At 59.7% G+C, this 14873-nt stretch carries 12 protein-coding genes; 7 read left to right on the top strand and 5 right to left on the bottom strand.

Features of this window, described 5'->3' with window-relative positions:
- Positions 1 to 7: 7 nt before the first annotated feature.
- Positions 8 to 2218: a TonB-dependent receptor gene (locus tag EGO55_RS15630; protein WP_021688443.1), complete on the bottom strand. Its 2211-nt coding sequence runs from the start codon at positions 2216 to 2218 to the stop codon at positions 8 to 10.
- 304 nt (positions 2219 to 2522) lie between these two features.
- A complete protein-coding gene (locus EGO55_RS15625) occupies positions 2523 to 4025 on the bottom strand; it encodes an aldehyde dehydrogenase family protein (RefSeq protein WP_021688444.1) in 1503 nt (500 codons plus the stop codon).
- Positions 4026 to 4313: 288 nt separating this feature from the next.
- Between EGO55_RS15625 and EGO55_RS15620 the strand changes: the two genes are divergently transcribed.
- Complete coding sequence (locus EGO55_RS15620; RefSeq protein ID WP_021688445.1) at positions 4314 to 4793, top strand: MarR family winged helix-turn-helix transcriptional regulator; 480 nt, start codon at positions 4314 to 4316, stop codon at positions 4791 to 4793.
- 37 nt (positions 4794 to 4830) lie between these two features.
- On the opposite strand, the gene EGO55_RS15615 is transcribed toward EGO55_RS15620, so the two are convergent.
- Positions 4831 to 5652 carry an SDR family NAD(P)-dependent oxidoreductase gene (locus tag EGO55_RS15615; protein WP_021688446.1) on the bottom strand — a complete coding sequence of 274 codons (822 nt, stop codon included), beginning with the start codon at positions 5650 to 5652 and terminating at the stop codon, positions 4831 to 4833.
- Between the two features lie 242 nt (positions 5653 to 5894).
- Here EGO55_RS15615 and EGO55_RS15610 point away from each other — a divergent pair, with 242 nt between their 5' ends.
- The 6 genes from EGO55_RS15610 (at position 5895) to EGO55_RS15585 (ending at position 12743) form a co-directional block, all read left to right on the top strand.
- The gene (locus EGO55_RS15610) at positions 5895 to 7181 is read left to right on the top strand and encodes an aspartate aminotransferase family protein (protein WP_021688447.1); all 1287 of its coding nucleotides are present in this window, start codon (positions 5895 to 5897) and stop codon (positions 7179 to 7181) included.
- A 17-nt stretch (positions 7182 to 7198) separates the two neighbouring features.
- Positions 7199 to 8254: a phosphotransferase enzyme family protein gene (locus tag EGO55_RS15605; RefSeq protein WP_021688448.1), complete on the top strand. Its 1056-nt coding sequence runs from the start codon at positions 7199 to 7201 to the stop codon at positions 8252 to 8254.
- Positions 8251 to 9540, top strand: coding sequence for an amino acid permease (locus tag EGO55_RS15600; RefSeq protein WP_021688449.1), 1290 nt, complete (start codon positions 8251 to 8253; stop codon positions 9538 to 9540). Before EGO55_RS15605 ends, EGO55_RS15600 begins: the two co-directional genes overlap by 4 nt.
- Before the next feature lie 246 nt (positions 9541 to 9786).
- Positions 9787 to 10926, top strand: a complete 1140-nt coding sequence (locus EGO55_RS15595) for an ornithine cyclodeaminase family protein (protein ID WP_021688450.1) — start codon at positions 9787 to 9789, stop codon at positions 10924 to 10926.
- 46 nt (positions 10927 to 10972) lie between these two features.
- Positions 10973 to 11395, top strand: coding sequence for a Rid family hydrolase (locus tag EGO55_RS15590; protein ID WP_021688451.1), 423 nt, complete (start codon positions 10973 to 10975; stop codon positions 11393 to 11395).
- A 55-nt stretch (positions 11396 to 11450) separates the two neighbouring features.
- Positions 11451 to 12743 carry an NAD(P)/FAD-dependent oxidoreductase gene (locus tag EGO55_RS15585; protein ID WP_021688452.1) on the top strand — a complete coding sequence of 431 codons (1293 nt, stop codon included), beginning with the start codon at positions 11451 to 11453 and terminating at the stop codon, positions 12741 to 12743.
- Between the two features lie 25 nt (positions 12744 to 12768).
- On the opposite strand, the gene EGO55_RS15580 is transcribed toward EGO55_RS15585, so the two are convergent.
- Entirely contained in the window at positions 12769 to 13860 is a 1092-nt protein-coding gene (locus EGO55_RS15580; protein WP_052023574.1) for an AraC family transcriptional regulator, read from the bottom strand.
- Positions 13847 to 14785, bottom strand: a complete 939-nt coding sequence (locus EGO55_RS15575) for a helix-turn-helix domain-containing protein (protein WP_021688454.1) — start codon at positions 14783 to 14785, stop codon at positions 13847 to 13849. Before EGO55_RS15575 ends, EGO55_RS15580 begins: the two co-directional genes overlap by 14 nt.
- Between the last annotated feature and the right edge of the window lie 88 nt (positions 14786 to 14873).

The raw sequence follows: 14873 nt of genomic DNA, 5'->3' as shown, positions 1-14873 counted from the left end.
GGTTACATCAACGATGATCCCCGATCTTGTAGGTCAGCGATGCGCCGAAAGTACGCGGCTTGGCAAACGTCTGCTGGGTAAACCCGAACGGCCCCGACAGATCGAGGTTGTACACCCTGTATTCCTTATCCGTGACGTTGTTCGCGAACACGGCAATCTCGAGCGGCAGGCTGCCCAATTCATAGGATATGCGGGCATTGCCGATGAAGTGCGACGGTTCACGATCGACCAGCGCATTGAACGTCGAGAAATACTGCGAGGAATCGTATTTCCAGTTCGTTCCCAGCTTGAGATTGCCCCCGCCGACCTGAACCGTGTAGTCAATCGAGAACCCGGCACTGAATTCAGGTGCCTGTGGCATCTTGGTGTCGGCAATCCGCCCGCCCGGCAGGGCCACATCCTTGATCCTGGTATCGAGCACGGTGGCAAAGCCACTCAGCGACAAGCCATCGGCAGGGCGCACATCAGCCTGGAATTCGATACCTTTCACCCGCGCCTGCTTATTGGACACCGCGAGTGCCAAATTAACCAGCTGGAACGCCTGATAATTCTTGTAGTCGTAATAGAAAGCCGACGTGTTGAAGTGGGCACGACCATCCAGAAACGTGAGCTTCAGACCCGCTTCGTAGTTGGTCAGAACCTCCGGCTTGAACGGGATGGAGTCCAGATCGCTGGTAAAGAAGGCTGGCGTGCCAAACCCCCCGCTCTTCGTCCCGCGGTTAACGCCCGCGTAAAGCAGCATGTTCTCGTTCGGCGTCACGTTAAGCTGCGCTTTCCACGACCACTGCCCTGCGGAATTTCGTGCCAGATCGCCCACGGTCGACTTGTTGAAGATCAGATCGACAACCCCGTTTTCGGCGTGATGGAAGTCGTACTTCTTGACGTCTTTGGAATAGCGCAGACCGCCAATCAGGGTGAAAAGATCGGTCGCCTTGAACTCCAGTTGCCCAAAAGCCGCGAGCGAACTGGTCTTCAGCTTGCCGCCGTAGATCTCCCGCATACCCAGAGCCGAAAGGTCCGTGTCGTAATCGTTCAGGCTGTCGATCCAGATGGCATATCCGCCGACGACCCAATGCAACCGGTCGCTATTACCCGCAAGGCGCAATTCCTGCGAAAACTGATCGAGCTTCTGGGCTGTCGGATATTTGAAGATCGGCGCAGGCGACATATCCGCATCTTCGCCGTAAGACTTGCGCAGGTGCTGATAGTCCGTGATGGATGTCAGGGTAACCGCACCCAGTTCATGCTCATAATTCAGCGTGACGTCGTGGTAGGTCCGATTGAAGTAGTTGGGACCATCGAATGCCACCGAGAACGGGCCGCCCGACTGGCGATATCCGAAGACATCACACCCGTTGCAGGTGCCGTACGGATTCTCGTTGGCACCCACAAACGTGCCCAAACCGTCTGAATCGGGCACCGCAGCAGCATGCGAATAAAGGCCGCCGTTGCGTTCATGATCGTTGCGCAAATACTGGTACTTGAGCTGGAACTTGCCATTGGCACCGACATCGCCCGCAAGCTGGACACGCGCGCCATAATTGCGCTGGCCACCCAGATCCGGGCCCGTCGCGTTGCGAATGTACGCTCCGCCACGATTGGCGATGAGCGAAACGCGCGCCCGCAGATGATCGGACAGCGGGCCACCGATCGCCGCTTCGGCAGAGAACTGGCCATAGCTGCCAATCGTGGCCTGCACATAACCATCAAGATAATCGGTGGGTTTGGCCGTAATCGCCTGAATCAGGCCGCCTGTCGCGTTCCGCCCGAACAGGGTGCCCTGCGGCCCGCGCAATACTTCCACGCGCTCGAGATCGTACATCTGGCCGGAAATGCCGCCCATAGCCGAAATGTATACGCCATCGACATAGAATGCGATCGGTGACTCCTGCGAGTCTGCAAAGTCATTCTGCGACACGCCACGCACGTTGAAGATGGTGATCGTGGGGCTGTAGTTGGAAACCTGCAGGCTGGGGAGATAGCTGGCCAGCGATGCGATCCCCGCCGTACTGACCGCATTGGCCGCCGTTTCATCAAGCGCGCTCACCGCCATGCCCACATCCTGGACATTCTGCGATCGTTTCTGCGCGGTTACGACGATTTCACCGACACCTGCCGTGCTGGCGGGTGAAGCGACTTCCTGCGCCATGCCCTGTGTCGCGAAAGCCTGTGCCAAAGCCAATACACCGAGCGAACAGAAGCTTTTGTATGCCTCCATCTGAGTCCTCCCATTTTCCTTATGGACTCAATCTACGCCGATTTACCTCCTAGTCAACGTGAATATTCACCTAAATTTGCAACTTTATTATTTGAGGTTTGCATTGATACACTTAGCCGGGAATCCCGCACGAATACGCGGTCGCCGGAGGGCCGCCGCATATGCACCGGGTGCAGCCATCCGGCGGCAGTCCACGAAAGCAAAACGCCTCCGCCCGACAAGCGGGCAGAGGCGCTGCGCCATCTGCAAAGGGGTACGGGTGATGGCCGGCCGGAAACCGCCACACGCCGCCCCGAACCATAACCTAGATCGGCATGATAATCGACTTTTCCTCGGTGTAGAGGTCGAGCGCCGAATGCCCCAGTTCCTTACCAAAGCCGGACATCCGCACCCCTCCGAATGGCACGGCTGGATCAAGCAGGTTATGCGCATTGACCCAGACAATGCCAGCACGGAACCCGCGCGTGAAACGCTGCACGCGAGCAAGGTCATTACTGAAAACGCTGGCGCCAAGACCGAAGCGGGTATCGTTCGCCAGCGACAGGCCCGCCTCGTCACCATCAAAGGGCGTGACGGACAGGACGGGGCCGAAAATCTCTTCCCGAAAGATCGTGGCGCTTGGCTGCGTGTTGGCGAACACGGCCGGTTGCAGGAACCAGCCCTGTTCGTTCACGCATTGCCCACCGGCGATCAGTTCGCCCCCTTCATCCCGTCCCTTTTCGATGAAGGACAGCACGCGTTCGCGATGACGGTGAGACACCAGCGGGCCCATCATGCTGTCGGGCGAGAAGCCCGATCCGAGCTTGAATGAACTGGCAACCTGGCCCAGTCCTTCCACGACCGCGTCATAAATCGGGCGTTCGACGAACAATCGCGACCCCGCCGTGCAAACCTGACCGTGATTGAAAAACACCGCTTGCGCCGCGCCCTGGATGGCCTGTCCCACATCGGCGTCCTTGAGGATCACGACAGGCGACTTTCCGCCAAGTTCCAGCGAAATGCGCTTCATCGTGTCGGCGGCCTTGCGCTGGATGGCCTGCCCTACCTCTGTCGACCCGGTGAAAGCAATCTTGTCGATATCCAGATGGTCGACCAGCGCCGCCCCGGCCGTGCCGTCACCCGTTACGATATTCACCACGCCATCAGGGAATCCGGCTTCACAAATCAGCTCACCCAATCGCAATGCCGTGAGCGGGGTATCTTCCGCCGGCTTGAGCACGACGGTACAACCGGCAGCCAGAGCGGGGGCAATCTTCCAAACCGCCATGACCAGCGGGAAATTCCAGGGAATGATTTGGCCGACAACGCCGACCGGTTCACGCAATGTCTGCGCCGAAAACCGCATACCGGGAACATAGGCAAACGAAGGATCGATGGTGCGCCCTTCGATCTTGGTCGCCCAACCGGCGTTGTAGCGCAGGGAATCCATCGCAAGCTGCAGATCGCCATGCCGGGAAAAACTCAGCAGTTTTCCGTTATCGATGGTCTCCAGCTCAGCCAGTTCGTCAGCGTGTTGCTCGACCAGATCCGCAAGTTTGAGAAGCAGGCGTTCACGCATGGACGGACCGACCCCGCGCCAGGCCCCTTCAAACGCGGAACGCGCTGCCGTGACCGCACGATCGATATCAGCTTTACCGCCTGCCGGGACAGACGTCACCACGAGCCCGGTTGCCGGGTCGATCACGTCACGCCGTTCACCGGATGACGCGTCGCACCATTGCCCGTTGATCATCATCCTGAGCGGTTTGGTTACAAACCGCCGGGCGGCCTCACCCAGCAACGCGCGTTGATCAGCACTATTTTGCATCCTGCCTCTCCACCAAATCGAATCGCAGACAATCTACATTCTTCACTTGAATATTCAAGTTATGGCGCCAGAGTGATTTCCGTCGAAAAATCTCGCAGACAAGAAAGAAGCCTGTGCGACCCACCTTGCAAGATTTACGTGCATTGCCTAGACAATATCACGTGAATGGAAAAACAATCCCGCACAACAGGAACGCTCAACGACGCTTGAGGCAATATCCGCTGATATTTGCCTGATCGCGTCTCACCGGCCATCGGGCCCGCGAATAGAACAAAAAGGTACCCCTCGATGAGCGTACAGCCATCCAAGATTCAATCATCTCCGGAAAATGCAAACTACGAATTCGAATTTCTCGAATGGCCGTTCTACTGGCTCGCGCGCGCAGATCGGCAATATATGCTGATCCTGGAAAGGGCGCTCGCCACTGTCGGTCTCGACATCCCCCGCTGGCGCGTGCTGATGGTCCTGCACAGCAAGACCAGAGCGAGCGTGAGCGAGATTTCAGACCACTCGATCGTCAAGCTTTCGACCATGACCAAAATCATTCAACGGATGAATGCCGATGGCCTGGTCACCAGCGAACAGAGTTCGGCTGACCGGCGCGTCACTGTCGTATCGATCACCCCCAAGGGAGAGGCAGCGGGGCGCGCCGCCTCGGAAATCGCCTCGCGGATCATGAAGCAGGCCTTCGCGCAATTCAGCACGGATGAGATCAACCAGCTCAATGGCCTGCTCAGGAAACTGACCCAGGAACTGGCCATTTACTGAAATCGGAAGGTGCATGCACGTTTCGGGTGCATGCACCTTATGTGTCAAATTCCCCGGACATGATCTTGTCAAAGAAGGTCATGCCCGAATTGGCAATCTGCGAGCCGCCATCGACCACCAGCTCCGTTCCGTTAACGAACGACGCGTGCGGTGACAGCATCCATGCAATGGCCTCAGCCGCTTCTTCGGAACTGCCCGCGCGGCGCTGGGGCACATCGCCGCTGACCTTTGCGTAAGCCTGCTCGAGATCATCTGCGATGTGCATGGCTGCCATCTCCTCGTCACCCATTTCGGTGCGAATCCAGCCCGGCGAAACGATATTGGCACGCAATCCGTCACGGGCGTGTTCATAGGCGATCGACTTGATCAGCAGATTCAACCCGGCCTTGGACGCAGAATAGGCCGCAAGACCCGGCCCCGTTTGCGTCGCACCGACCGAACTGACGCCGACAATGGCCCCCCTGGTCTTCAAAAGATGGGGGAGCGCCGCCTGCGCCAGCACGAACGGGCCGGTCAGGTTGATCGCAATCTGTTGGTTCCATGCCTCGAGCGGGGTTTCGCCAAACGGCAGAGCCTGAAGCACGCCTGCGTTGAGCACGAGGCCATCAAGCCTGCCGTAATCGGCAACCACATCAGCCACCAGTTGGCGCGCAACGTCCGGATTGCCGATATCGGCAACATAGGCTCTGGCGCCCACTGCGCTACACACGGCGTCGAGGGACTCGCGCCGACGGCCGCAAACGGCCACCCGCCATCCCGCGGCCAATCGCGCCGCCGTGGCCGCCCCAATGCCGCTGCCGCCCCCGGTAATCAGAACAACGGGCTTCTCCGAACCCACGTTCAACGCTTGTTCCGGCATGATCACACCTCTCTGACTTCAATCCTGCGGGAATCGGAAACATGATTCACCGCCGATTAAAAACTAGACATTTCACGCAAAATTGCACATTCTTTCGCACGTGTTTGCTTTCAGGCAAACTGGGAGAACAACTGAAATGGGAAATTTCCGCTATTTGCAGGAAGTAATGGGCTATAATGCCTTCGTCTGGCCCGGGCTGAACCTGTTCTCGTCCCAAGCCCGTTCGGCGCGTGGAGAATAATATGCCCGCCGACGACCATCATCTGCTCGAGCGGCGCTATCGCATCATGGGGCGCAATGCCCCCCTGTTCTATGACAAACCGGTTCATCTGGTGCGCGGCGAAGGTGTCTGGCTCTATGATGCAGACGGCAAACGCTATCTTGACGTGTATAATAATGTGCCATGTGTCGGCCATTGCCATCCGCAGGTGGTCGAGGCACTCGCCCGCCAGGCTGAGACACTCAACATCCATACCCGTTATCTGCATGAAGGCATCGTCAACTATGCCGAGCGGCTCTGCGCGACCTTCGCACCTTCGCTCGACGCCGCGATGTTTACCTGCACCGGTACCGAGGCGAACGAACTGGCGCTGCGAATGGCCCGCTATGTTACCGGCGGCACAGGGATCATCGTCAGTGATTTCAGCTATCACGGCAATTCGGAAACGCTGGCGGCGCTGACCACCTGTTCCCCTACGCCTGAACCCCTGCCCGCTTTCGCGCGCCAGATACAGATCCCCGATCCCTATCGCGACAGACAGGGGCGCAGCGACGAGGAACTCGCACGGGTTTTTGCCAGTCAGGTCGAACAGGCCGTGCGATCCATGCAGGCAGACGGCATTCGCCCTGCGGCGCTCCTGATCGACACCCTGTTCGCCAATGAAGGACTGCCCGATCGCGTTCCCGGCTATGTCGAACAGGCCGTGCGGATCGTCCGGGAAGCCGGTGGCCTGTTCATCTGCGACGAGGTTCAGGCGGGTTTTGCCCGTACCGGGGATGCGATGTGGGGCCATCAGTTGACCGATGCGGTGCCGGATATCGTCACTCTGGGCAAACCGATGGGCAACGGCCATCCCGTGGCCGGTCTCGTGGCGGCACGTGCGCATGTTGACGCATTCGGCGGGGCAGCCAATTATTTCAACACCTTCGGGGGAAATCCCGTCTCCGCGGCGGTGGCCTCGGCCGTGCTTGACGTGATCGAGACCGAGGATCTTGCCGCGAACTGCCGCAACGTCGGCGCCTACGTGCGATCGGGACTCGATCAGTTGAAAGCGCGCCATCCCGTTGTCGGCAACGTCCGCAGCCAGGGCCTGTTCTTCGGGCTCGATCTGGTGAACGACGATGCGCAAAACAGCCCCGCACCCGACAAGGCGAAACGGCTGATCAACCTGATGCGCGATCGCGGCGTGCTGATCAGCCGCATCGGCAGGCACGACAACATTCTGAAAATGCGCCCGCCCCTCGTGTTCTCGAAAGAGAATGCGGACGTCCTGTTGACCACGCTCGACGACGCGTTGGCTGCCCTCTGATACGCAAGGAAGCTTCGATGAGCGATTTTTATGCCCTGTCAGACGCTGAGCAGGCTGAGGCGCTCGGCGCGCTGGCGCGCGAGGCGCTGACCCAGTGGGACGGTAATTTCGCCGATATCGCGCTCGTCAAATATCGCGAAAATGCGGTATTCAGCGCCTTGCGTAACGATGGAACGAAAGTCGCCTTGCGCATCCATCGTTACGGTTATCACTCTGACGCTGCGCTGTGGTCGGAACTCCACTGGATGCAGGAACTCGGCCGCAGCGGCATCGATGTGCCGCCGATCATCCCGGCAACCAACGGCGAAATCATGGTTCACGCCCGGATCGACGCAGTTCCCGAAACACGGCAGGTCGACATGCTGGCATGGCTCCCCGGCACCCCGATCGGCTCTGCGGAAGGCGGCCTCGCCCTCGACAGCGCGGCGAAAGTTCAACTGTTCCACGATGCCGGAAAACTGGCCGCGCGGCTGCACAACCGGACCGCACAGATAGCCTTTCCAGAAGGGTTTACACGGCATAGCTGGTGCGATGTCGGGCTGGTCAGCGATGCCCCCCTGTGGGGACAGTTCTGGGAATTCGGCCAACTTGATGAAGCGGAGCGCGAGTTGTTGCTTCGGGCCCGCGCCGCCGCGCGCGAGGATTTGGCCGGAATTGATAGATCACACGAACACTTTGGCCTGATCCACGCAGATTTCGTGCCGGAAAACCTGCTGCACGATGAAGGTCGCCTGCTGCTCATCGATTTCGATGACTGCGGTTATGGCTGGCACATGTTCGAGCTGGCAACCGCGCTCTATTTCAATCTCGACGAACCGGAATACCCGCAACTGCGTGACGCTCTGTTCCAAGGCTACCGCAGCGAACGCGCCCTCTCTGCGGGAGACGAAGCGCTATTGCCGCTCTTCATGTTCCTGCGCGGCACGACTTATCTCGGATGGCTGCAAACCCGTCCGGAAACCCAGACTGCGAAAGAACTGGGTCCGATGTTGATCGAACGCACCTGTGCACTCGCACAATCCTATCTGGATGATCGCGAGAGCATCAAAAACAATCGGGGGAGAGAACAATGAGCCTGCAGGCGGGGTCGATAGGCTGGCGGCAAATCGCCGGTCTGGGGGTAGGTCTGGTTGTTGCCGGGCAATTTGCCGGCTGGAATTACGGTCTCGCGCAGGCAAGCTGGGCCAATATGATGGCAGCGACCGTATTGGTCAGCGTGCTGTGTTTCGGCATGGCGCTCTGCGTGGCGGAACTCGCGACAATGCTCCCCAATGCGGGCGGTCTTTACGTTTACTGCGAGGCAGTTTTCGGCAGGTTCGCGGGATATGCGGTCGGCGTCGCGACGTTTACCGCACTGGCAGTGAGTACCGGGGCGGCGGCGCAATTTATTTCGGCCTACAGCGAAGCAGTCACCGGGTTTGGTGGCCCTCTGTTCAAGGCAATCCTCTTCGCCGTCATTATCGGCATCCATATAATCGGTGTGGGCGAAGCGCTGACGGTTTTGCTCGGCGCAGGGCTGATCGCCGTACTTTCGCTTCTCGCCTTCGGTGGCGCGATGTTGCCCCACTTCAATGTGCAGAACCTTCTTCCGGCTGGCGGCGCGCCTGTGAGCGCCACAGGCATCATATCCTGCGTTCCCTTCGCCATCATGATGTTCATCTGCGTGGAACAGACGGCAACATCCGCTGAAGAAGCGCGCAATCCAAAACACGACGTACCACTGGGTATTCTGATCGCGATTGGCATCCTGGCGCTGACAGCAACTTGTGTTCTCGTACTCGGCCCTGCAGCGGCGGGAAGCGCGCAAATGGGACAAGCCGACGATCCTTTGACCGCAGCGCTCGCAACATTGCCGGGCGGCGGGACCTCGTGGATGTTGTCGCTGATTGGTGCCGGCGCGATTTTGGGGCTTGTCGCCACACTGTTCTCGATGATCTACGGCGCATCACGGCAAATGTTCGCGCTGGCCCGAGGGGGCTACCTGCCTTCGATTCTCGCCCGTCAGAGCAAAAACGGCATTCCGGTCATCGCGCTCTGCGTGGTCGGTGTGATCGGATTTCCGTTGTCCTATGTTTCGCCGGACAAGATCATCCTGACCATGGTGATGCTTCTTACCGCGTCCTACATCGTGACGCTGGCAGCGTTCATCAAGCTCAGGATACAGGAGCCGGACCGCGAACGCCCCTTCCGGGCGCCCGGTGGCGTGGTCACCGCCGGTATCGCACTCCTGCTGTCGGCGCTGGTCGTGGTCGCCTGTCTGCGCCAGAATCCCGACGCGATTGTGCCCATGCTGATCGTGCTCGGCATTGCCACGATCTGGTTCTTTGTCGGAGCGAAGCCACAGCCTTCGCCTGCATAGCTGGCGGTCCGGGTCGCGCGCCAACCGCGCCCGCCGGACCACCGCCCCCTTGCGCCTACTTTCCCCCGACCGCCGGTTCTGCGTCAGCACGCAAAGCGCATACAGCGCTGAGCGGGCCCATCGCGCGCAGATGCAGGCTTTCGCGTCACGATATGGCGCAAATTATCGAATCTTTGGCGCAAAATAACATGGCTCACTGACGCTGTAGAACGCACCATGTCGGCAAGTCATAATGAGAGAGGCAAGATGTCGCATTCAACAAAGATCGATTTCATTTATCTTTCCGAACAGGACATGATCCGGGCCGGCGCCACCGACATGCCTGCTTGCGTCGATACGATGGAAGAGATGTTCGAACTGTTGCATCTCGGTGATTATCGCATGGCTGGTCCGAACAATGACTCGCACGGTGCAATGGTCTTTTTTCCGGAACATTCCCCGTTCCCGAACATGCCCAAGCCCACGGCCGATCGCCGTTTTATGGCGATGCCCGCCTATCTGGGGGGACGTTTCGGCACCACCGGTATGAAATGGTACGGTTCGAACATCGCCAATCGCGAAAAGGGCCTGCCGCGCTCCATTCTGGTCTTCGTACTCAACGATACGGATACGGCAGCCCCGCTGGCATTCATGTCGGCCAATCTCCTGTCCGCCTATCGCACGGGCGCGGTGCCCGGCGTTGGCGCACGTCACCTTGCCCGCAGGGACTCGAAAGTCGTTGGGCTGGTCGGCCCCGGCGTAATGGGCAAGACCACGGTCATGGCGCTCATGGCCGCCTGCCCGCAGATCGATACGATCAAGGTCAAGGGACGCGGCAAGGAAAGTCTCGAATCCTTTCTTGCCTGGCTGGGCGAGGAATTTCCGCAGATCACCAATGTCTCCGTCGTCGACACGGTCGAGGCCGTGGCCCGCGATTCCGATATCGTCACGTATTGTAATTCGGGCGAAACGGGCGATCCCTCGACCTATCCGCTGGTCAAGCGGGAATGGCTCAAACCCGGAACCTTTCTGGTGATGCCCGCCGTCTGCAACATCGACGAGGAGATGCAAAAACCGGACGTGCGTAAGGTGGCCGATAACATTGGCCTCTACGAGGCATGGTTCGAGGAACTGCCCCGTCCTGCCCACAACTATGTCCCCGTTATCGGGGTCAAGTTCATGGACATGATCGAGGAAGGGAAGATGGCGAAAGAGGATCTTGAAGATCTCGGCGCGATTGTCGCGGGTGAAACCCCCGGGCGGAACAATGATGAAGAGATCATCATCATGTCAGTCGGTGGGATGCCGGTCGAAGATGTCGCCTGGGGTACCGTTATCTATCGCAATGCGATCGAACGTGGGATCGGCCAGAAACTCAATCTCTGGGACGAACCGGTCTTGCGGTGAACGCGCACGCCCTTTCCGAACGCATTGCAGAATATCAGGACCGCTCATGACCAGAATTGTCAAAGTCAGCACCGGCAGCAAGTTCGAACAGATCGGCAGCTATTCGCGCGCTGTGGCGGTGGGTGACTGGATTTTCGTATCGAACACCGCAGGCCGGAATCCCCGAACACAGGAAATTCCCGAAGCCATAGAAGAGCAAACCCGGCAGGTCTTCGCCAATATCGAGGCTGCCCTCGCCGCGCTTGATGCCAGCCTCGGCGATGTTGTGGCCTCTCGCGTGTTTATCCAGAACCCTTCGGATACGCTGGCCGTAATGACAATCGTCGGAGAGAAATTTCGCGGTGTCGACCCGGCCAGTACCGTGACATGCCCCCCGCTGGGATCGGATGTCTACAAGGTGGAAATCGAAGTCACCGCCTTTCGCGGCGCATCTGCGGGCGAAGTCGAAAGGCGAACGGTCCAGCTGTGAGTGCAGAACGACCGCTGCGCATCCCACCTGGATCATTCTGGCAGGAAAGCCGAACATGGCACCCGTAATATCTCCCGTCGTGACATCCGTCGATCTGCCCACCACCACCACCGTGGTGGTGATCGGTGGCGGCATCGTCGGACTCATGACGGCGCTGACATTGGCCGAACGCGGCATTCCGGTGACGGTTCTCGAGAAAGGCACCATTGCTGGCGAACAATCGTCCCGCAATCAGGGGTGGATCCGCAAGACCAGCCGTTCAGCCGCCGACCTCCCCCTTGCCGTGGCGTCCGACCCGCTGTGGCAGGGCATGGCCGCGCGTGTCGGAACGGATGTCGGCTATCGCCAGACCGGTGTAATGTTTCTCGCCGCGACCGAGAACGAACTGGCCGCGCATGACGCCTGGATCAAATCGACCGAGGCCTTCGCAATCGACGCGCGCACGGTTTCACCCGACCAGATCGACGCACTGGCGCCGGGTGGCAAAGGGCATTGGGCCGGGGGCATCTATTGCCCTTCCGATGGCCGTGCCGAACCGACGCTGGCCCCCAGCGCCATCGCAACCGCCGCAATCCGGAAGGGTGCCGTGATCGTCGAAAACTGCGCGGTGCGCACGCTGTCGCTGGCGGGCGGCAAGGTTTGCGGTGTCGTGACCGAACGCGGCGAAATCCGCTGCGATGAGGTGGTCTTGGCCGCCGGTATGGGCGCGCGCCGGTTTCTCGGTAATCTCGGCATTGGCTTTCCCACCCTCCCCCTTGTTCTGTCGGCAATCCGCACCGCCCCGATCAACGGGCCAACGGACATTGCCGTTGGCGGCCCCGACTTCTCCTTTCGCAAGCGTCTGGACGGCGGCTACACCATTACCCAGCGCAGCGCGGTGGAAGCGCCGATCACTCTCGATCATCTGTTGATTGGTCGCAGATATCTTCCTGCGCTGCGGTCTCAACGGCGGTTTCTGCGCGTTTCGTTAGGCCGGGATTTCTTCCGCGATCTGATGACCCCGCGCCACTGGAAAGGGTCGGCAAAATCCCCCTTCGAAAATACGCGAACGATCGACCCGCCGGTGAACGATGCCATCAACGCCGAAGCGATGGCCAACGTCCGCGCGGCCTGGCCAGTGTTCGAGCAAGCGGTGATTGCCGAAACCTGGGCGGGAATGATGGATATCACGCCGGACTCATTGCCCGTCATCGATACCGTGTCGAACATCCCCGGACTGACGCTCGCCACCGGATTTTCAGGACACGGTTTCGGAACAGCACCAGCGGCGGGGCAATTGGCAGCCGATCTGCTGACGGGCGACCAGCCGATCGTCGACCCTTCGCCCTATCGCCTGAACCGATTTTGAGGATGCGCATCGATCGTGCGCGACCTCAGCGGTTGCTGTTTCGAACGGCGCTGGGCGATGTGCCCGTCCAGTTGCGATGGGCACGCCAGAAAACGCTTCCATCGGCATAGCCCAACGCTTCTGCCAGACTGCCGAGATGGGGCACCCCGGCCTGCAGACGGCGCTGGGCAATTTCGTGGCGATGATTACGGAGCAATTCGCGCAGCGATGTCCCTTCGGCCGCAAGGTGGCGCTGGAGGCTGCGGCGCGTCGTCGAAAGATCGGCGGCCAGTCCATCGAGCGTAATCGGTTGTTGCCCAAGATAGGTTGCGACAAGGGTCAGAACCCTGCTTGACCAGCTGGCTGTTCGTACGTCCTCAGGGATCGCCTCGGCCAGAAATCCTTCGAGGGCGGCGATAAGTTCGGCATCCTCGCTGCGCACACGGACGCGTGCTTCTTCGGCGTACAACATCAGGCCGTTGCTTGGCGCCTCGAACTGCACGGGGCAGCCGAACAGACGCTCCACCCGCGTTGCAACTTCGCGCGAGGCAGGCGCGTGTTCCAGTTGCACCAGTTCGGGCCGCCAATCATGCCGGAATGCATGACGAATCAACTGCATCGCAGCCGACAAGGTAAACTCTGCATCCTGAGCCCGCGGCCAGATGTCCGCATCACCCAGACGATAGGTCCAGACCAGCAAATCATCGCTTTCGCCCAGCAGCGATTGCGTACCGGGCTGATAGCTGGTCACAAACCGGGTCAAGCGATCCAGCGCGGCAGCGATCGAGCGCGATCGCGCCATGATCGTTCCGGCGGCGCCCAGATCGGCCGGCCTCGTCCGCAAACCCACCTTTGCGCCGAACAGCGGATCACCGAGTTCGCGCGCCATGGTTTCGAACATCGCGACATAGCGTGCGAGCGGGACACTGGCATGCGGGTTTGTGAGAACCCGTCTTGTGAGGCCGTACTCCTTGAGCACACGATCGATATTGCCGCCACATCTGACAAATTCGTCAGCCGCGATCCTGGCGATCGACCCGCGCACCCAGCCATGAGCCAGCACCCCGGTTCTCACCCGCGCTGGCGCATATGCGCAACCGGCGGCATGGGCGTCCACCCGGCCATCATCGTCCGCCACCCGCCACGGTTCTGATCATGGTTCTGTCACGGCATGCACTGGGCGCCATGCCAAACCGTTGCCGGAACGCACGGGCAAACTGGCTGCTGTCGCTGAAACCCGCTTCATAGGCGACTGTCGTCACCGTCTCCGCGCCACCGCCATTGACCAGACGGCGATAGGCGTAACCAAGGCGAATATCGGTGATCCAGCGCGTGGGCGATGTCCCGTATCGGCTGAACAGGCGAAAGAGGCTGCGGCGGGACATACCGAACTGGTGTGCCATTGCGCCCACCCCGTCCTCTATCGCCTCCGGATTGTGCAGAACCCATTCGGCCATCTCGCGCAGCAGGGCCCGATCACAGTCCGAATGGCCACGCAGCGTCAGTTCACTATCAAGCGATTGATCGATCAGCGACATCACTGCGGAACGTATCCCGCAGACAAGATCCTGTTCGCATTTTTCGCGGACGATGGCGGTAATCGTGCCCGCAAGAATGCGACCGATCGACCGCTGGCCAGAAATGGGAATCCCGAAGATATTTTCGACGGTTGTCCTGAGACCGATAACATCCGAACGCGCTAGGCAAAGCGTCAGCGCATGGGCGGATCGGGTGACATCTATCCGGCACGCTTCGCGGGCATCCAGCAACGCCATGTCCCCAGCATCCAGCGTCGTCTGAAGGCCGTAATGGTCAAGATCGAGTGACCCGCCAAGCACCACGAGTATGAAAGCCGTATCGTTCCATCGTTCGTCCAGCGCAGTGCGCTGACTGCTGACATTTCGTGCCTGAATTGCCACCCCGGGCAAGGCAGGACAATCGACAGCCGTCGCGCTGCCCGATGCACGAGCGGAGATCGGCGTAGTATCGAACGTCCCATAAGCTTTTCGCAGCGAGTGCTGAAACGCCACAGCATCGGCCTGCGCTACCGCATATTCGTTCATCGAACTGCCTCCCCTGGCTGTTCCAGCTGACAGCTTGGCGCAGAAGATCACACAATTCACGTTCGCAATCAAGTAACCCATAGTGTCA

Origin of the sequence: Caenibius tardaugens NBRC 16725 (assembly GCF_003860345.1) — a bacterium.
GTDB classification, from domain to species: Bacteria; Pseudomonadota; Alphaproteobacteria; order Sphingomonadales; family Sphingomonadaceae; genus Caenibius; species Caenibius tardaugens.
The sequence above is the reverse complement of the archived record's forward strand: the minus strand, read 5'-3'. Positions and strand labels throughout refer to the sequence as shown.